At 64.0% G+C, this 14000-nt stretch carries 16 protein-coding genes; 7 read left to right on the top strand and 9 right to left on the bottom strand.

Features of this window, described 5'->3' with window-relative positions:
- Positions 1–109 precede the first annotated feature (109 nt).
- The 3 genes from ACUYMZ_RS06360 to ACUYMZ_RS06350 form a co-directional block, all read right to left on the bottom strand.
- The gene (locus tag ACUYMZ_RS06360; RefSeq protein WP_426006283.1) at positions 110–808 is read right to left on the bottom strand and encodes a GntR family transcriptional regulator; all 699 of its coding nucleotides are present in this window, start codon (positions 806–808) and stop codon (positions 110–112) included.
- A 224-nt stretch (positions 809–1032) separates the two neighbouring features.
- The gene (locus ACUYMZ_RS06355; RefSeq protein ID WP_481602473.1) at positions 1033–2103 is read right to left on the bottom strand and encodes an alkene reductase; all 1071 of its coding nucleotides are present in this window, start codon (positions 2101–2103) and stop codon (positions 1033–1035) included.
- A gap of 78 nt (positions 2104–2181) precedes the next feature.
- On the bottom strand, positions 2182–2787 hold the full coding sequence (locus ACUYMZ_RS06350) for a PadR family transcriptional regulator (RefSeq protein ID WP_481602472.1): 606 nt from the start codon (positions 2785–2787) through the stop codon (positions 2182–2184).
- 164 nt (positions 2788–2951) lie between these two features.
- Between ACUYMZ_RS06350 and ACUYMZ_RS06345 the strand changes: the two genes are divergently transcribed.
- Genes ACUYMZ_RS06345 through ACUYMZ_RS06335 form a run of 3 tightly spaced genes read left to right on the top strand, consistent with a single transcriptional unit; the run spans position 2952 to position 6435 of the window.
- Positions 2952–4055, top strand: coding sequence for an aromatic ring-hydroxylating oxygenase subunit alpha (locus tag ACUYMZ_RS06345; protein WP_426006279.1), 1104 nt, complete (start codon positions 2952–2954; stop codon positions 4053–4055).
- 17 nt (positions 4056–4072) lie between these two features.
- Positions 4073–5074: a PDR/VanB family oxidoreductase gene (locus ACUYMZ_RS06340; RefSeq protein ID WP_481602471.1), complete on the top strand. Its 1002-nt coding sequence runs from the start codon at positions 4073–4075 to the stop codon at positions 5072–5074.
- Between the two features lie 14 nt (positions 5075–5088).
- Positions 5089–6435, top strand: coding sequence for an MFS transporter (locus ACUYMZ_RS06335; RefSeq protein ID WP_481602470.1), 1347 nt, complete (start codon positions 5089–5091; stop codon positions 6433–6435).
- A 79-nt stretch (positions 6436–6514) separates the two neighbouring features.
- Here the strand turns inward: ACUYMZ_RS06335 and ACUYMZ_RS06330 are convergent, their stop codons facing one another.
- From ACUYMZ_RS06330 to ACUYMZ_RS06315, 4 genes are all read right to left on the bottom strand, one after another.
- A complete protein-coding gene (locus ACUYMZ_RS06330) occupies positions 6515–7135 on the bottom strand; it encodes an SIS domain-containing protein (protein WP_481602469.1) in 621 nt (206 codons plus the stop codon).
- Between the two features lie 28 nt (positions 7136–7163).
- On the bottom strand, positions 7164–7778 hold the full coding sequence (locus tag ACUYMZ_RS06325) for a hypothetical protein (RefSeq protein ID WP_481602468.1): 615 nt from the start codon (positions 7776–7778) through the stop codon (positions 7164–7166).
- A gap of 108 nt (positions 7779–7886) precedes the next feature.
- A complete protein-coding gene (locus ACUYMZ_RS06320) occupies positions 7887–8327 on the bottom strand; it encodes a hypothetical protein (protein ID WP_481602467.1) in 441 nt (146 codons plus the stop codon).
- 143 nt (positions 8328–8470) lie between these two features.
- A complete protein-coding gene (locus tag ACUYMZ_RS06315) occupies positions 8471–8674 on the bottom strand; it encodes a hypothetical protein (RefSeq protein WP_442423855.1) in 204 nt (67 codons plus the stop codon).
- A 129-nt stretch (positions 8675–8803) separates the two neighbouring features.
- On the opposite strand from ACUYMZ_RS06315, the gene ACUYMZ_RS06310 reads away from it, so the two are divergent.
- Positions 8804–9979 (top strand): zinc-dependent alcohol dehydrogenase, encoded by a 1176-nt coding sequence (locus ACUYMZ_RS06310; RefSeq protein WP_442423856.1) that lies wholly within the window; start codon positions 8804–8806, stop codon positions 9977–9979.
- A gap of 71 nt (positions 9980–10050) precedes the next feature.
- Here the strand turns inward: ACUYMZ_RS06310 and ACUYMZ_RS06305 are convergent, their stop codons facing one another.
- Complete coding sequence (locus tag ACUYMZ_RS06305) at positions 10051–11727, bottom strand: purine-cytosine permease family protein (protein WP_481602466.1); 1677 nt, start codon at positions 11725–11727, stop codon at positions 10051–10053.
- Positions 11728–11959: 232 nt separating this feature from the next.
- On the opposite strand from ACUYMZ_RS06305, the gene bioB reads away from it, so the two are divergent.
- From bioB to ACUYMZ_RS06290, 3 genes are read left to right on the top strand one after another with little or no spacing between them, the layout of a single operon-like run.
- Complete coding sequence (gene bioB, locus ACUYMZ_RS06300) at positions 11960–12985, top strand: biotin synthase BioB (RefSeq protein ID WP_481602465.1); 1026 nt, start codon at positions 11960–11962, stop codon at positions 12983–12985.
- Complete coding sequence (gene bsaP, locus ACUYMZ_RS06295; RefSeq protein WP_442423859.1) at positions 12982–13191, top strand: biotin synthase auxiliary protein BsaP; 210 nt, start codon at positions 12982–12984, stop codon at positions 13189–13191. The genes bioB and bsaP overlap by 4 nt, the downstream gene beginning before the upstream one ends.
- Positions 13192–13200: 9 nt before the next feature.
- Positions 13201–13680, top strand: coding sequence for a very short patch repair endonuclease (locus ACUYMZ_RS06290; protein ID WP_481602464.1), 480 nt, complete (start codon positions 13201–13203; stop codon positions 13678–13680).
- Here ACUYMZ_RS06290 and ACUYMZ_RS06285 read toward each other — a convergent pair.
- Positions 13650–13832, bottom strand: coding sequence for a hypothetical protein (locus ACUYMZ_RS06285; protein ID WP_481602463.1), 183 nt, complete (start codon positions 13830–13832; stop codon positions 13650–13652). The two genes, ACUYMZ_RS06290 and ACUYMZ_RS06285, sit on opposite strands and share 31 nt — an antisense overlap.
- Between the last annotated feature and the right edge of the window lie 168 nt (positions 13833–14000).

Below are 14000 nucleotides of genomic sequence, written 5' to 3'. Positions count from 1 at the left end.
GCCGATCGCACCTGTACCCACCTATCCGCCGGGCGCGAAAGGGTGCGCTACCGGTTCATATCCGGTGCGTTTGGCGTAAAGGGGTGCGCAATCAATGCGCTCGAGCTTGTCAGTCCTGCGGCGCGTCCGCCATCGCGCGACCCCGGACTTGCTCCACGTGGTCAATCATCGCTTGGGCTGCTTTCTCGGGATCCCCGCCGATCATGGCATCAAGCACGGCCTGGTGTTCCGCGATAGCCTGCTCAGCATCAGTGATCCCAACTCCCCCGAACAATCTGAAACGCTGGATCTGCCCGCCGAGCGTGTTGTACGCGGCAAGGAGGAACTGGTTGCTGGCCTGGGCAGCGATGAGTTGGTGGAACCGCTCGTCGGCTTCAAGGTAGCTGCGATACTCGGCAAAAGTCCCACCACGGGGAGCCGTCTTCAGGTCCTCGACCGCCTGCTTCAGCGCGTCCAGGCCCTCCGGCGTCATCCGTGAGCACGCCAGGCGCGCGTTGACCGGCTCGATCGAAAGCCGTGCTTCCATCAGCTCCGCGAAGTCTTCACGGGTGAACACCGGGGCTACGCGATATCCCTTGAGGGCCACCCGGCGGACCATGCCGGTGTGCTCAAGCCGGGCCAGTGCTTCCCGGACGGGCGTCGGTGAAACCTCGAGTTCCCGCGCCATGCCATCGATGCTGACGGCAGCTCCCGGCTCGAGCCTCCCGTCCATCAGCCACTCAAGAAGTGCCTCATAGACGTGGTCGGCAAGGACTTGGCGGCTCACGGGAAAGCCGGCACGGACGGAGCTCGGGGAAGCTTCAGGCATGCACAAATCCTATAGGAACGTGCACTTCCTGGGCCGGACCCCGCCCAAACTGCCCCCTCCCGGGCGTCACATTCCGCCCCTCCCCCAACTGGGTCGCAGCAGAGCGCGTTTTGGGCGCTCAAAACGCGCTCTGCTGCGACCCAGTTGGGTGCTCGGGGGGTAACGTACGACGCCGGCACCTCAGGTGGGTGCCGGCGTCGTGGTTTCGCTGGGGTGCTTCGCGCCTAGTTGGCGTAGAAGGGGTAATCCGTATAGCCCTCGGCACCATCGGCGTAGAACGTCGCGGCGTTGGGCTCGTTGAGCGGAAGCCCCTCGCGCCAGCGGCGGGCGAGATCGGGATTCGCGATAGCCGGCCGGCCCACAACTACGCCGTCGGCCAGGCCATCTGCCACCAGGGCGATGGCTTCCTCACGCGTGGTGATCTCGCTGAATCCCGTGTTCACCAGGAACGTGCCGTTGAAGCGCTCGCGGAGGTCCTGGACCAGGGAGCCCTTGGGTTCGTGGTGCAGGATGCTCAGGTAGGCCAGGTTGAGCGGCGCGATGGTGTCCACCAGGACTTCGTAGGCCGCGCGGACGTCTGCGGCGTCCACCTCGGCAATGCCCTGCACGTTGTGTTCGGGCGAGATACGGATACCCACGCGGTTGGAACCGAGCGCCTCAACCACGGCATTCACGGTCTCGATGACAAAGCGGGCGCGGTTTTCCGGAGAACCGCCGTAGCTGTCAGTGCGGACATTCGAATTCGGCGCGAGGAACTCGTGCAGGAGGTAGCCGTTGGCGGAGTGCAGTTCCACGCCGTCGAAACCGGCCTCGATGGCGTTGCGGGAAGCGGTAACGATCTCCTGGATGACGGCCGGCAACTCATCGGTACGGAGTTCGCGAGGGACCGGGTAGGCCTGCTTGCCGTTCGGCGTGCGGACTTCACCTTCGATGGCGACGGCGCTAGGGCCAACAATCTCGTGACCACCTGTGATGTCTGCGTGGGAAACGCGGCCACCGTGCATGATTTGCGCGAAGATCCGGCCGCCTTTTGCGTGGACCGCGTCAGTGACCTTCTTCCAGCCGGCGATCTGCTCTTCCGTGACCAGGCCGGGCTGGCCCGTGTAGGACTGGCCAGCAGGAGTCGGGTACGTGCCTTCACTGACGATCAGTCCCAGCGATGCGCGCTGGCTGTAGTGCTCGGCGATGAGATCGTTAGGCACTCCATCCAGCCCTGCACGCAGGCGCGTCAACGGCGCCATGACCAGTCGGTTGGGGAGTTCGAGTTCACCGAGTGCCAGCGGAGAAAACAGCATGCGCAGTTCCTTTCAGAATGATCAGGTTCACCCTGAGCAACTGTGCAGCGTCTGCAACTATTCCGATTGAGGTGCAGATCACAACGAATCGGGGCTTTCGGGCCGCTCCGCCTCCCCAAGTATTTGCAGGCCCCTCTTGGCCCAGGCGATTTCCTGCTCGGCACGGGCGAGCTGCCCTTCATATGCGAAGACCTTGAAGCGGACCACCTGCTCCCGCTCCTCTTCGGCATATCGGCCAAGGCGATGGGCAAGAGTGGGATGGACGCGCCGCTCGAGGGCCTCGATCATGTGAAGCGTTTGGAGGCGCTGCTCCTCGTAATGGGCAATGTGGGCCCGCAACTGTTGGGCCGCTACGCCCGGGGGTGCCCACTCGAAGTAGGCAGCTTTGAGGCGTGCAGGATCCCGGTCACGGACGTAGGCCAGGGGCTGACTCTGCCACTCCCGCAGGGCGTCCTCGCCGTCCGGCGTGAGGGCATACTCGGTCTTGGTGGCTCCACGTGTCCCCCATGGCACGGACTGGCTGGAGAGGAGACCCTCGGCGAGCATCTTCCGCAACTCCGGATAGATCTGCGAATCGGGCGCATGCCAGACGTGGCCCACGGAGGAACTGAAGTGCTTGGCCACGTCATAGCCCGTCAGCGGGCCCGAGGACAGCAGCGCCAGCAAGGCCGAGCGAAGAGTCAAGGCGGGTCCTTTCAGGTCGGTATTGAACCCTCACCCAGCTTACTTCCAACAGACCTTTGCATATCACTATGAAGATAGCTAGTATGTGGTCTACCTCACCTACTAGCTATCTTCATAGTTAGTTTGGGTACTGTCCGGCCCCCTCAACGATGAAGGACCGCTCCATGTCTGTCTCCGCTTCGAAGACCACAACCACAGCCAAGCTCCTGCCCTCCCCGCTCAACGCCTGGTACGTCGCCGGGTGGGACCACGAGATCACCGCCAAAGGGATCCTGGCCCGCACGGTTGCCGGTCGCCCCTTGGCCCTGTACCGCACCGGTGATGGCCGGGCCGTGGCACTGGCTGACTCCTGCTGGCACCGCCTCGCCCCGCTGTCCCAGGGAAAGCTGGTGGGCCGCGACGAGATCCAGTGCCCCTACCACGGCCTGCGCTACAACGCCGCCGGGCGCTGCACCTCCATGCCCGCGCAGGAAACCCTGAATCCATCGGCTACCGTTCCCTCCTTCCCCGTGGTTGAGCGCTACCGCTATGTGTGGGTGTGGCTCGGTGACCCTACAAAAGCGGACCCGGGCCTCGTACCCGACATGCACCAGCTGCAAAGCTCCGAATGGGCCGGAGACGGTGAGACCATCCATGCACCGTGCAACTACCAACTGGTTTTGGACAATCTCATGGACCTCACCCATGAGGAGTTCGTTCACAGCTCATCGATCGGGCAAGAGGAACTGTCCGAATCCGAGTTCGAGGTGACCCATGACGAGTCCTCAGTGACAGTCACCCGTTGGATGCGCAACATCGACGCGCCGCCGTTCTGGTTGAAGAACATGCGGGACAAGTTCCCGGACTTCGAGGGAAAGGTGGACCGGTGGCAGATCATCCACTACTACTTCCCCTCAACGATCTGCATCGATGTCGGTGTAGCGGAGGCGGGGAGCGGAGCGCCTGAGGGCGACCGCTCACGGGGAGTGAACGGCTACGTCATGAACACGATCACGCCGGAAACCGACCGTTCGTGCCACTACTTCTGGGCTTTCATGCGCAACTACCGGCTGGAGAGCCAGCTCATCACCACACAGCTGCGCAGCGGGGTGCACGGCGTCTTCGGAGAGGACGAGGCGATGCTCCTGGCCCAGCAGTCGGCGATCGATGCCAACCCGGACTACGAGTTCTACAACCTCAACATCGATATGGGCGGGATGTGGGTGCGCCGGCTCCTGGAGCGCGCGCTCGAAGCTGAGGGCCGACTCGCCGCACTGCCGGACGCCTGAGCAGGAGGAGTTCCACCGTGGCCGATTCCCACCAGATCATCTGGCAGCAGGCAACCATCGACTCAGTGTCCGACGTCGCCGAGAACATCCGTCGCATCGTCCTGCGCCCCGAACGCCCGTGCACTGTGCGCCCGGGCGAGCACGTGGATGTCCGCACAGACATTGCAGGCGAGCAGCATGTCCGTTCGTACTCCGTGGTGGATGCGGCCGAGGACGGCACGCATCTCGCCCTCAGCGTCTTCCAAACACCTGCTTCCCGGGGAGGCTCCGTGTTCATGCACTCGCTCCGGCCCGGGGACGTCCTGGAGGTTACCCAGCCGCTGCAGAACTTCCCGCTTCGGGTCGGGGCGCCCTCCTATGTCCTGCTCGCAGGCGGCATCGGCATCACCGCTATCGCCGGAATGGCCGCGCTGCTGCGCCGCCTGGGCGCTGACTATCGCCTCGTCTACGTGGCCCGCTCCCGGGAGTCGATGGCCTACCTCGACGACCTTGCCGCCCTCCACGGGGACCGCCTCGAGCCACATATCGACGCCGAGGGCACCTCCCTCGATGTCCGCGCCCTCGTGGGTTCAGTACCGGACGGCGCGGAACTCTACATGTGCGGTCCCATCCGGCTCATGGACGCCGCACGCCGCGGATGGACTGAACGCGAGCTCGACCCCACGAACCTGCGCTACGAGACCTTCGGCAACAGCGGCTGGTACGAGGCTGAACCATTCACTGTCCGCATCCCCCGGCTGGGGATAGCGACAATTGTCGGCCCGGACGAGTCCGTGCTGGATGCCCTCCAGCGCGAGGGCGTGGACATGATGTCCGACTGCCGCAAGGGCGAGTGTGGCCTGTGCCAGGTCAAGGTGCTTGAGCTCAGCGGGCGGATCGACCACCGGGACGTCTTCTACTCGGACCGGCAGAAGGAACCCAACACCAGGATGTGCTGCTGCGTCTCGCGTGCGGTCGCTGCAGAGGCTTCCGCCGCGCCGACGCCCCGCCCCGCCATCCTTACCATCGACGTCCCCTGAGAGGCATCAGCAGCATGGATATCCGACACCAAATCGACGCATCCAGGATGTCGTCGTACCAGTGGATCATCATCGCGGTGACCACCTTCCTCAACGCCCTCGACGGTTATGACGTCCTGGCCATGGCCTTCACAGCAACCTCCGTGACCAAGGAGTTCGGACTCTCCGGCGCCCAGCTAGGCTGGCTGCTCAGCACCGGTCTCATCGGCATGGCTGCAGGCTCCCTGGTCCTCGGACCGTTTGCGGACCGCTACGGACGGCGCAAGATCCTCATCGTGGCCTTGGCGATCAATGCCCTGGGCTTGTTCCTCTCCAGCACGGCGAATTCCGCTTTCGAGCTCGGCCTGTGGCGGGTCCTAACCGGCCTGGGCGTTGGGGGCATCCTCGCCTCGGCTACCGTCATCACGAGCGAGTACGCCAACGCCCGCCGCCGCGGCATGGCCGTCAGCATCTTCACGGCCGGCTACGGTGTGGGCGCCACACTCGGCGGCATGGGCGCCACCAACCTGATCCCCGCCTTCGGGTGGCGCTCCGTGTTCCTCACCGGCGGCCTGCTGACCCTGCTGGCGATCGCCCTCACCGCGGCCCTCCTGCCCGAGTCGGTCGACTACCTCCGCACTCGGCGGCCGCAGAACGCCGTCGGGAAACTCCAGCACATTGCCCGCCGCCTGCGGCTCGAAGGCAGCGTCACCCTCGGTCCCGCTGCTGCGGGCAGTGGAAAACAGCAGGGCAGCGTGGCTACGCTGCTGAACTCCCGCTACCGCAAAGCCAGCATCCTGCTCTGGATCTCCTTCTTCGTGACCATGTTTGGCTTCTATTTCGCCAACTCCTGGACGCCCCGCCTGCTGGTGGAATCCGGGATGACCGAGCAACAGGGCATCATCGGCGGACTCATGCTCACCATGGGCGGTACCTTCGGCTCGCTCCTCTATGGCGCGCTCACTATCAAGTGGGACGAGCGGCGGACCCTGATGGCCTTTACGGTGCTCTGTGCCGTGACCCTGGTCCTCTTCATTACCACCACCGCTGTTCCCCTGCTGGCGTTCTCGTCAGGTGTGGTGGTGGGCATGCTCGTCAATGGCTGCATCGCCGGTCTCTACACGGTGGCTCCCATGGCCTACGAGCCCGGCGTCCGCACCACAGGGGTGGGGTGGGGCATCGGCGTCGGAAGGGCCGGTGCGATCCTTGCCCCTATTGCGGTCGGTGGCATGCTCGACAGCGGCTGGACCCCCACGCAGCTCTATATCGGCGTCGCGGTGGTAGTCCTCCTCGCGGCCGTCGCCCTGTTCCGGCTGCGCCCGTACGAAGAGGCCCAGGACCCCGTAACCGAGGACTCCGCTTCAGCAGCCAGCACCCGATAGAGGCAGGGCTGGGTGCTTTCCCGGGTCGGAGGGCACCCAGCCTGAAGCCCTGTGCAGTCGGAGGGGAAGAGCCGCTGAGCTAGTTCTTCCCCAATTCCCGCATCGACTCATCGAAGCATTCGCACAGCGCCAGGACTGCAACGAGGTGCGCTTCCTCGGCGTGCGGCGGATCTGTGTTGATATTGATGGCTTCATTGACGGCCTGGGCCAGGTCGCGGGACTCCCTTCCGGTGAGAGCCCACACCTTGGCTCCCGCCGACTTCGCGGCCGAAGCGGCATCGCGGAGATCCTCCGTTATGCCTTTGGCAGCCAGGAGCACCACAATGTCACCGCGCCGGACCACGCCCGGGATCTGGCCACTGATGGTCTGCCCTTGGTCCTTGTTTGCGACGATGGCAACAAAGGAACTGTCAGATCCGCCTCCGTTGTGTGCGGCATCATGGGCCGTAAGCTCGGAGGCAAAGCGCTGGGCTTCATGGGCTGAACCATCGCTGCCGGCGGCGAACACCTTGCCGCCGCGGAGCCTCGCCCTGGCCAACTCTTCACCCCACTCGGCAAGCCGTGACGATTCCCGCCGCAACGCCGCCACGGCCGGACCGATTTCGCCCAAGTGGCCGAGAACCACGTCCACAGCGTGCCGGTTACGCTTCGGATCCGCCGCACGCACCCCTTGGCCGGTCCGCCTCACCACGATGCTCATCTCCTGCCTCCGCTTCTTTCCACAAAAACTAAAGGTTTCTGCCGCCGTCCCGCCGCCCGTCACGGGCAGCACCGTCCCGAACGGAGTCATCACGCGTGGATCCCTCGCCCGCTGCGGTGCCGTTCGGGGAGGCGTCCCGCACTGAGGCGTCCCGGTGCGTGCCGTCCCGGTGGGACCGGTCCCGCAGGAGGCGCTGACCGCCGTCGTGAACGCCGTCCCGGTCCTCCGACCGGCCACGGTCCCCGTTCGAGCGGTCGCGGTCAGAGCGGTCGTGGTCCGAGCGGTCCCCCTCGGAGCGGCCGTCCCGCCCGGTGTTGACGTCGGGGTCGAGCTTGTCCGCGTGGCGCAGGTGCTCCTGGACGCGGCCATGCGCTTCGTCGGCCTTTTCTGCGTGGCGGTCGGCTTCGCGGCGCAGCCGGTTGGCTTCGACCTCGGCCTGCACGGCGGCTGCCTCGGCCTGGGCCGACTGCGCCTTGGCCTGATGCGCGCCAACGGCTTCCTGCTCGGCTTTCTCACGCAGTTCTTCGGCGCGGTGTCGGTTGACTTCCGCCTTCTTGCGCCGGCCTACCAGCACGGCGATGATAATGGCGGCCACCACAACCACGGCCACAATGATGATGGTCACCAACAGTCCGGTATCCATGTGGATTACCTCCCTCGTGAACGGCTTTGTTGGGCGCCGTTGCCAGCCCACGTCCCGTTCCCCGTCATGTACCCCATGTCCACTGCGCCCAAACGGTACGCCGGTTGCTCACGCCGGCAGTTCCATACGGAAGCCGCACCTGCATTCCAGGACCCGGGTCTTGAGATATACGTCCATCAGCGGATCATCGTTGTCCTCGGTGGTGATGGGTACATAAACGCTCTTCGCGGACGACGCGGCAAACTGCATCGGCTCGCCGCAGTGGAAGTACTCCCCGCCAAATTGCAGGAGGCCGGAGATCGCACTCCGGCTGTTGAGGACTGCGGCCACTTCGTGGAACGTGGCGGTATGGGAGAAAGAAGCCTCGCACCGGGTGCACGTGTAGGAGACGGCAACCAGGAGTTCGCCCGAGTGGGGCTCGATGGATTCGATGGTTTCCAGGTCCAGGTTCTCACTTGAGCCACAGTTGGTGCACTTCAGTGGCTGCACGGCGGGACGTGATGTATTTTCCGGAACCGGTGGGTTCTGTATGGTCGACAACCTGCTCACTCCTCGGTCAACTTTGTCCGACAGATGCTCTGCTTGCCAACATCTTAACTAATAATCAGATTGCTTACTAGTTTTTGAAGGCACTCTCCAGAGCAGCGGCGCGGAAGCCGCCGTCGTCATTGGAGGGAGCCGGGCCTGACGCGTCAGCTGCCAGTGGCCTCAGGATGCTCCCGCGCCCGCTTCTCCTCCGGCGTCTCGCCGCTGTCATCCGGGATGAACGCAGGGTCCACCTCCGTGGTGAAGTCACCTGTTCCGGGATCGCCTTCAGCCTGCCCGACGTCGGCAGGAACCTCTGTGGCGGACGTTCCGTCAGGTGTTTTGTCCGGTCTGCGCGCTTGGTCACCCATAGCCCCAATCTAGGCCGGGAGACAGCGCGAGTCGAGGCTTCGCCGCCTTGTGCGCCGCCCCCGACTCTGCTTCGCTGGGAGGGTCTCCTGCAGCGCGGGACACCTCCAGCTATGGTAGGGAGAACAATTGTGAAGGCAGTGACATGGCAAGGCCGGCGCTCGCTGAGCGTCACGGAAGTCCCGGATCCCACCATCCAGGAACCCACGGACGTGATCGTGCGGATCACGTCCACAGCTATCTGCGGTTCGGACCTGCACCTCTACGAAGTCCTCGGCCCTTACATGCACAAGGGCGACGTGATCGGACACGAGCCCATGGGCATTGTGGAAGAGGTGGGCCCGGAAGTCCACCGTCTCAAGAAGGGCGACCGCGTGGTGGTGCCCTTCAACATCTCCTGCGGCCACTGCTACATGTGCAACCAGGGGCTGCAGTCGCAGTGCGAGACCACGCAGGTCAAGGAAAAGGGTTCGGGTGCTGCCCTCTTTGGCTACTCCGAGCTCTATGGTTCCGTTCCCGGCGGGCAGGCCCAGTACCTGCGCGTGCCCTTTGGCGACTATGGGCCGGTGAAGATCGATTCCGACCTTCCGGACGAACGGTACCTCTTCCTCTCCGACATCCTTCCCACCGCGTGGCAGGCCGTTGAGTACGCCAATGTGCCGGAGGGCGGCACCCTGGCCGTGCTGGGCCTGGGCCCTGTAGGCCAGTTCGCCGCGAGGATCGGCAAGCACAAGGGCTTCCGTGTCATCGGCGTGGATCCTGTCCCCGAACGCCGGGCCATGGCCGAACAGCACGGTGTCCAAACCATGGACTACAGTCCGGACGTGGCAGGCATGGTCAAGGAGGAGACACTGGGACGCGGCCCCGATGCCGTGGTCGATGCCGTGGGCATGGAAGCGCACGGCTCGCCCGTGGCTTCCTTCCTCCACCGGGCTGTTTCGCTGCTGCCGGACAAGCCGGCCCAAGTGGCCATGGAAACCATCAGCGTGGACCGGCTCGCGGCCCTCCATACAGCCGTGGACATGGTGCGGCGCGGAGGCACGGTCTCCCTCAGCGGCGTCTATGGTGGCCAAGCGGACCCCATGCCCATGCTCACGATGTTCGACAAGCAGATCCAGCTGCGCATGGGCCAATGCAATGTGCGCAGCTGGACTGACCAGTTGCTTCCGCTGGTGGAGGACGACGCCGATCCGCTGGGGGTCATGCACCTGGTCACCCACACCGGCGGTCTGGATGACGCTCCGGAGCTGTACGAGAAATTCCAGAAGAAGCAGGATGGCTGCATCAAGGTCGTCCTGAAACCCTGATCCTGCCGACAAACAGGTAAGCCCCCGGCCCCGGCCTGAACCGGACAGGCCGGGGGCTTCACTGTGCCTGGCTAGTTCTTTTGCGGAGGCAACACGAACGCGCCCGACTTGTCCGTGGATAAGGCGAGTGAGGAGATGAACCGCGGCTCGCCGTCGGGTCCGTCCTGACCCGAGCGGAGCATGTCCGGACGTTCGAACTCCAAACCAGTGACGTGGCAGAGGAGCTTTTGGTCGCTGGGGTTGCCGTCGGAATCGAACATGGGCAGGTCAATACCGTCATCGGTGCGCCGCAGGTAGAAGCGGCCACGGGTGGCGATCGCCAGGACCGGCGGGAGGATCAGGGCCAGAAGCACCGCGAAGATCGGAGAGTAGGGCTGGACGGCCGCACCGAACGCTCCGAAGAAGACGGCGATGGAGACTCCAGCCGAGACCAGCATCGATACAAAGCCCACGGGGTTGACGGCGTGCAACATGCCGCGGCGGAATTCAGGCACCTTCGGCGAGATCTTCAAAAGGTACTTGTTGATGGCGATGTCGGAAGCCACGGTGACCACCCAGGCCATGGCGCAGTTGGCGTAGAAACCGAGGATGGTGTTCAGGAAGTCGAACATGTTCGCTTCCATAAGCACCAGGGCAATCACCAGGTTCACCACCACGAACACCATGCGGCCGGGGTAGGTCTTGGTGATGCGGGTGAACGAATTGGTCCATGCCAGGGAGCCGGAGTAGGCGTTGGTGACGTTGATCTTGATCTGCGAGATGACCACCAGCACCACGGCAAGGGTCATGGCCAGCCATGCCGGCATCATCTCCTGGTACACGCCAAGGAACTGGTGGACCGGCTCATTGGCGTGCACTGAGGCCGCAGGGTCAAGAGTGGCGATCAGGTAGATGGCAATGAACAGCCCGACGACCTGCTTGATCGCCCCGAACAGCACCCATCCCGGGCCTGCCAGGATCACTGCCCGCCACCACGCACCCTTGTTGGCTGCTGTCTTGGGAGGCATGAACCTGAGGTAGTCGATCTGTTCGGCAATTTGTGCCATGAGGGACAGACAAACTCCTGCGGCCAGCATCACCGAGGCAAGGTTCGGCCCACCATTACCGGATGCACCGGTGTAGGCGAAGAAGGAGTCGATGCTTTCAGGGTGCGAAACCACCAGGTAGCCCACCGGGATGACCATGAGCAGCAGCCACAGCGGGGTCGTCCACACCTGCAGGGTGGCGAGGGTCTTCATCCCGTAGACAACCAACGGAATGATGATGACCGTGGACACCGCGTAACCCAGCCATTGCGGGACCCCAAGGCCGAGCTCCAGCCCCTGGGCCATGATGGAGCCTTCCAGCGCGAAAAAGATAAAGGTGAAGGTTGCAAAGATCACGTTGGTCACCACGGATCCGTAGTAACCGAAACCTGATCCACGCGTAATGAGATCGAGGTCGATGTTGTACCGCGCGGCGTAATAGGCGAGCGGGAAGCCGGTCACGAAGATGATGACCGCCGCCACAATGATGCCGAGGACGGCATTGGCCGTGCCGTAAGCGATGCCGATGTTTGCGCCGATGGAAAAGTCGGCCAGGTAGGCGATGCCTCCCAGCGCACTAGTGGCCACCACCCCAGCGCTCCACTTGCGATAGGACCTGGGTGCAAACCGGAGGGTGTAGTCCTCCAGGCTCTCTTTGGCCGCGCTGATCGCATCGGCATTGGGTGTGGCTTGTCTTTGGCTTTGGGTCAGGACGTCGCTCATCCTTGCTCTCTTTCGCTCATGGGGGTTCTCAGGGGCACCGCTGGAACCCTGGTGCTGCCCACGACGCTAGTCACGCTGGTTGTCCGCACGGTCACGGCGGTGTTTCACAGGTGTAACTTCTGCATCAGCGGTCACGGGCTATGGCGGGTCACGGAAGCGCCCAAAAACGGCCGCGGCCCTTTGTGACTACTCTCCAAAATCAACTGTCACCGCCCCCGATAGCGTCATGTCCATGACCGCAGACACAGCTACTGACGCCACTGCCCATGCCATTCTGGACCTCGCAAGGGAGCAGGTCCTGGGACGGGGCGAGGGCCTCACTGAACCCCAGCTTGTTGACATCCTCCGACTGCCCGACGAGGCCATCCCGGCAGCCCTGCAACTGGCCCATGAGGTCCGGCTGAAGCACTGCGGCGAGGACGTCGAGGTGGAGGGGATCATTTCCATCAAGACCGGCGGGTGCCCCGAAGACTGCCATTTCTGCAGCCAGTCGGGGGTGTTCGATTCACCCGTCCGCGGCGTGTGGCTGGACATTCCGGAACTGGTCAAGGCAGCCAAGGAAACTGCCGCCACCGGAGCCACCGAGTTCTGCATTGTTGCAGCAGTCCGTGGCCCGGACATCAAGCTGATGAACCAGATCAAGTTCGCCATCGACCGCATCAACGAGGAAGTGGACATCAACATCGCCTGCTCGCTGGGCATGCTGACCCAGCGCCAGGTGGACCAATTGGCCGCCTGGGGCGTCCATCGCTACAACCACAACCTGGAAACCGCCCGCAGCTACTTTCCGCAGGTAGTGACCACCCACAGCTACGAGGAACGGCTGGAGACGTGTGCCATGGTCAAGGCTGCCGGCATGGAGCTGTGCTGTGGTGCCTTGATCGGCATGGGCGAGACCTTAGAACAGCGCGCGGAACTCGCAGCGCAGCTGGCCGCCCTGGACCCCCACGAAGTCCCCCTCAACTTCCTCAATCCCCGTCCCGGAACACCCTTGGAGAACCAGGGCATCATGGACGGCAAGGACGCCCTTCGCGCGATCGCCGCTTTCCGCCTCGCCATGCCGCGCACCGTTCTTCGCTACGCGGGCGGCCGCGAACTGACGCTCGGCGACCTTGGGACCCGCGAAGGCCTGCTGGGCGGAATCAACGCCGTGATCGTGGGGAACTATCTCACCACGCTGGGCCGTCCGGCGACTGCCGACCTCAGTCTCCTGGTCGAGCTGAACATGCCCATCAAGGAGCTCCAGAAGTCACTGTGAGCAGCTACTGCAGCCACTGCGGGGGTGCGGTGGGAACCAAAGGCGAGGGCCCGACGTCGGACGCCCACCAGAGCTGCCAACAGCAGCTGTTGATGGAGCCGCCCAGGTTTTGCCCGCACTGTGGCCGGCGCATGAAAGTCCAGGTCACGCCCACGGGATGGACGGCGGAGTGTTCCCGCCACGGCGCCTCCGTCTCCCCTGGGTAGGCTTGTTGCATGGGCGAAAGCCGGGATCTCCTGACGCCGGAACAGCGCAGCCGGAACATGTCCCGGATCCGGGGCAAGAACACCAAACCCGAGTTGTTGGTGCGGAAGTTGCTGCACGCCAAAGGCTACAGGTACAGGCTCCACGGCCAGGCGGGCGGGTCCAAACTGCCGGGGCGGCCGGACCTGGTGTTTGCCGGGCGGCGCAAGGTCATCTTTGTTAACGGCTGCTTCTGGCATTTTCATGACTGCAAGGCAGGACTCCACGCGCCCGCCGCCAACGCGGAGTTCTGGGAGGCCAAACGCGCCCGAACCAGGGAACGCGATGCCCTGCAGCGCCGGCAACTCGACGCTGAGGGGTGGAGGGTGCTGACGGTCTGGGAATGCGAACTGAAAGACCGGGCGGGTTTGGAAAGGCGCCTGACAGGATTCCTGGACAGCGGCTTCGGTACAGCCCGCGACTACGGTGAGGACACTGAATCGGCGGACTGATGGGCCGGGCTGCCGTGGCCCTGCTCCCACAGTGCGAAGGCTGCTGTTCCTCCGATCCCCAGCAAAACGGCCAGGCAAAAGACGATCACTGCCATCGGCGCGGCAGAGGGTCGGGCACCACCGTCCATGAGGTTTTCTGTTCCTTCAAACATGCCGGGACTCCCCATTCCGCGATCATTGGGCTGACCAACCTAACTGTCAGGGCCTCCGATCAAGACTCCCGCGGGGTCCGCTCAAGATTGGATCAAGCTTTCGTTTTGGGGCAGTACGGCTGTTCCGGGACACCTAATGTTGAATCGTGAATCCATTGTTCGGAGGCG

Source organism: Arthrobacter sp. T572 (assembly GCF_056780115.1).
This window is presented reverse-complemented; position numbering and strand designations above follow the sequence as displayed.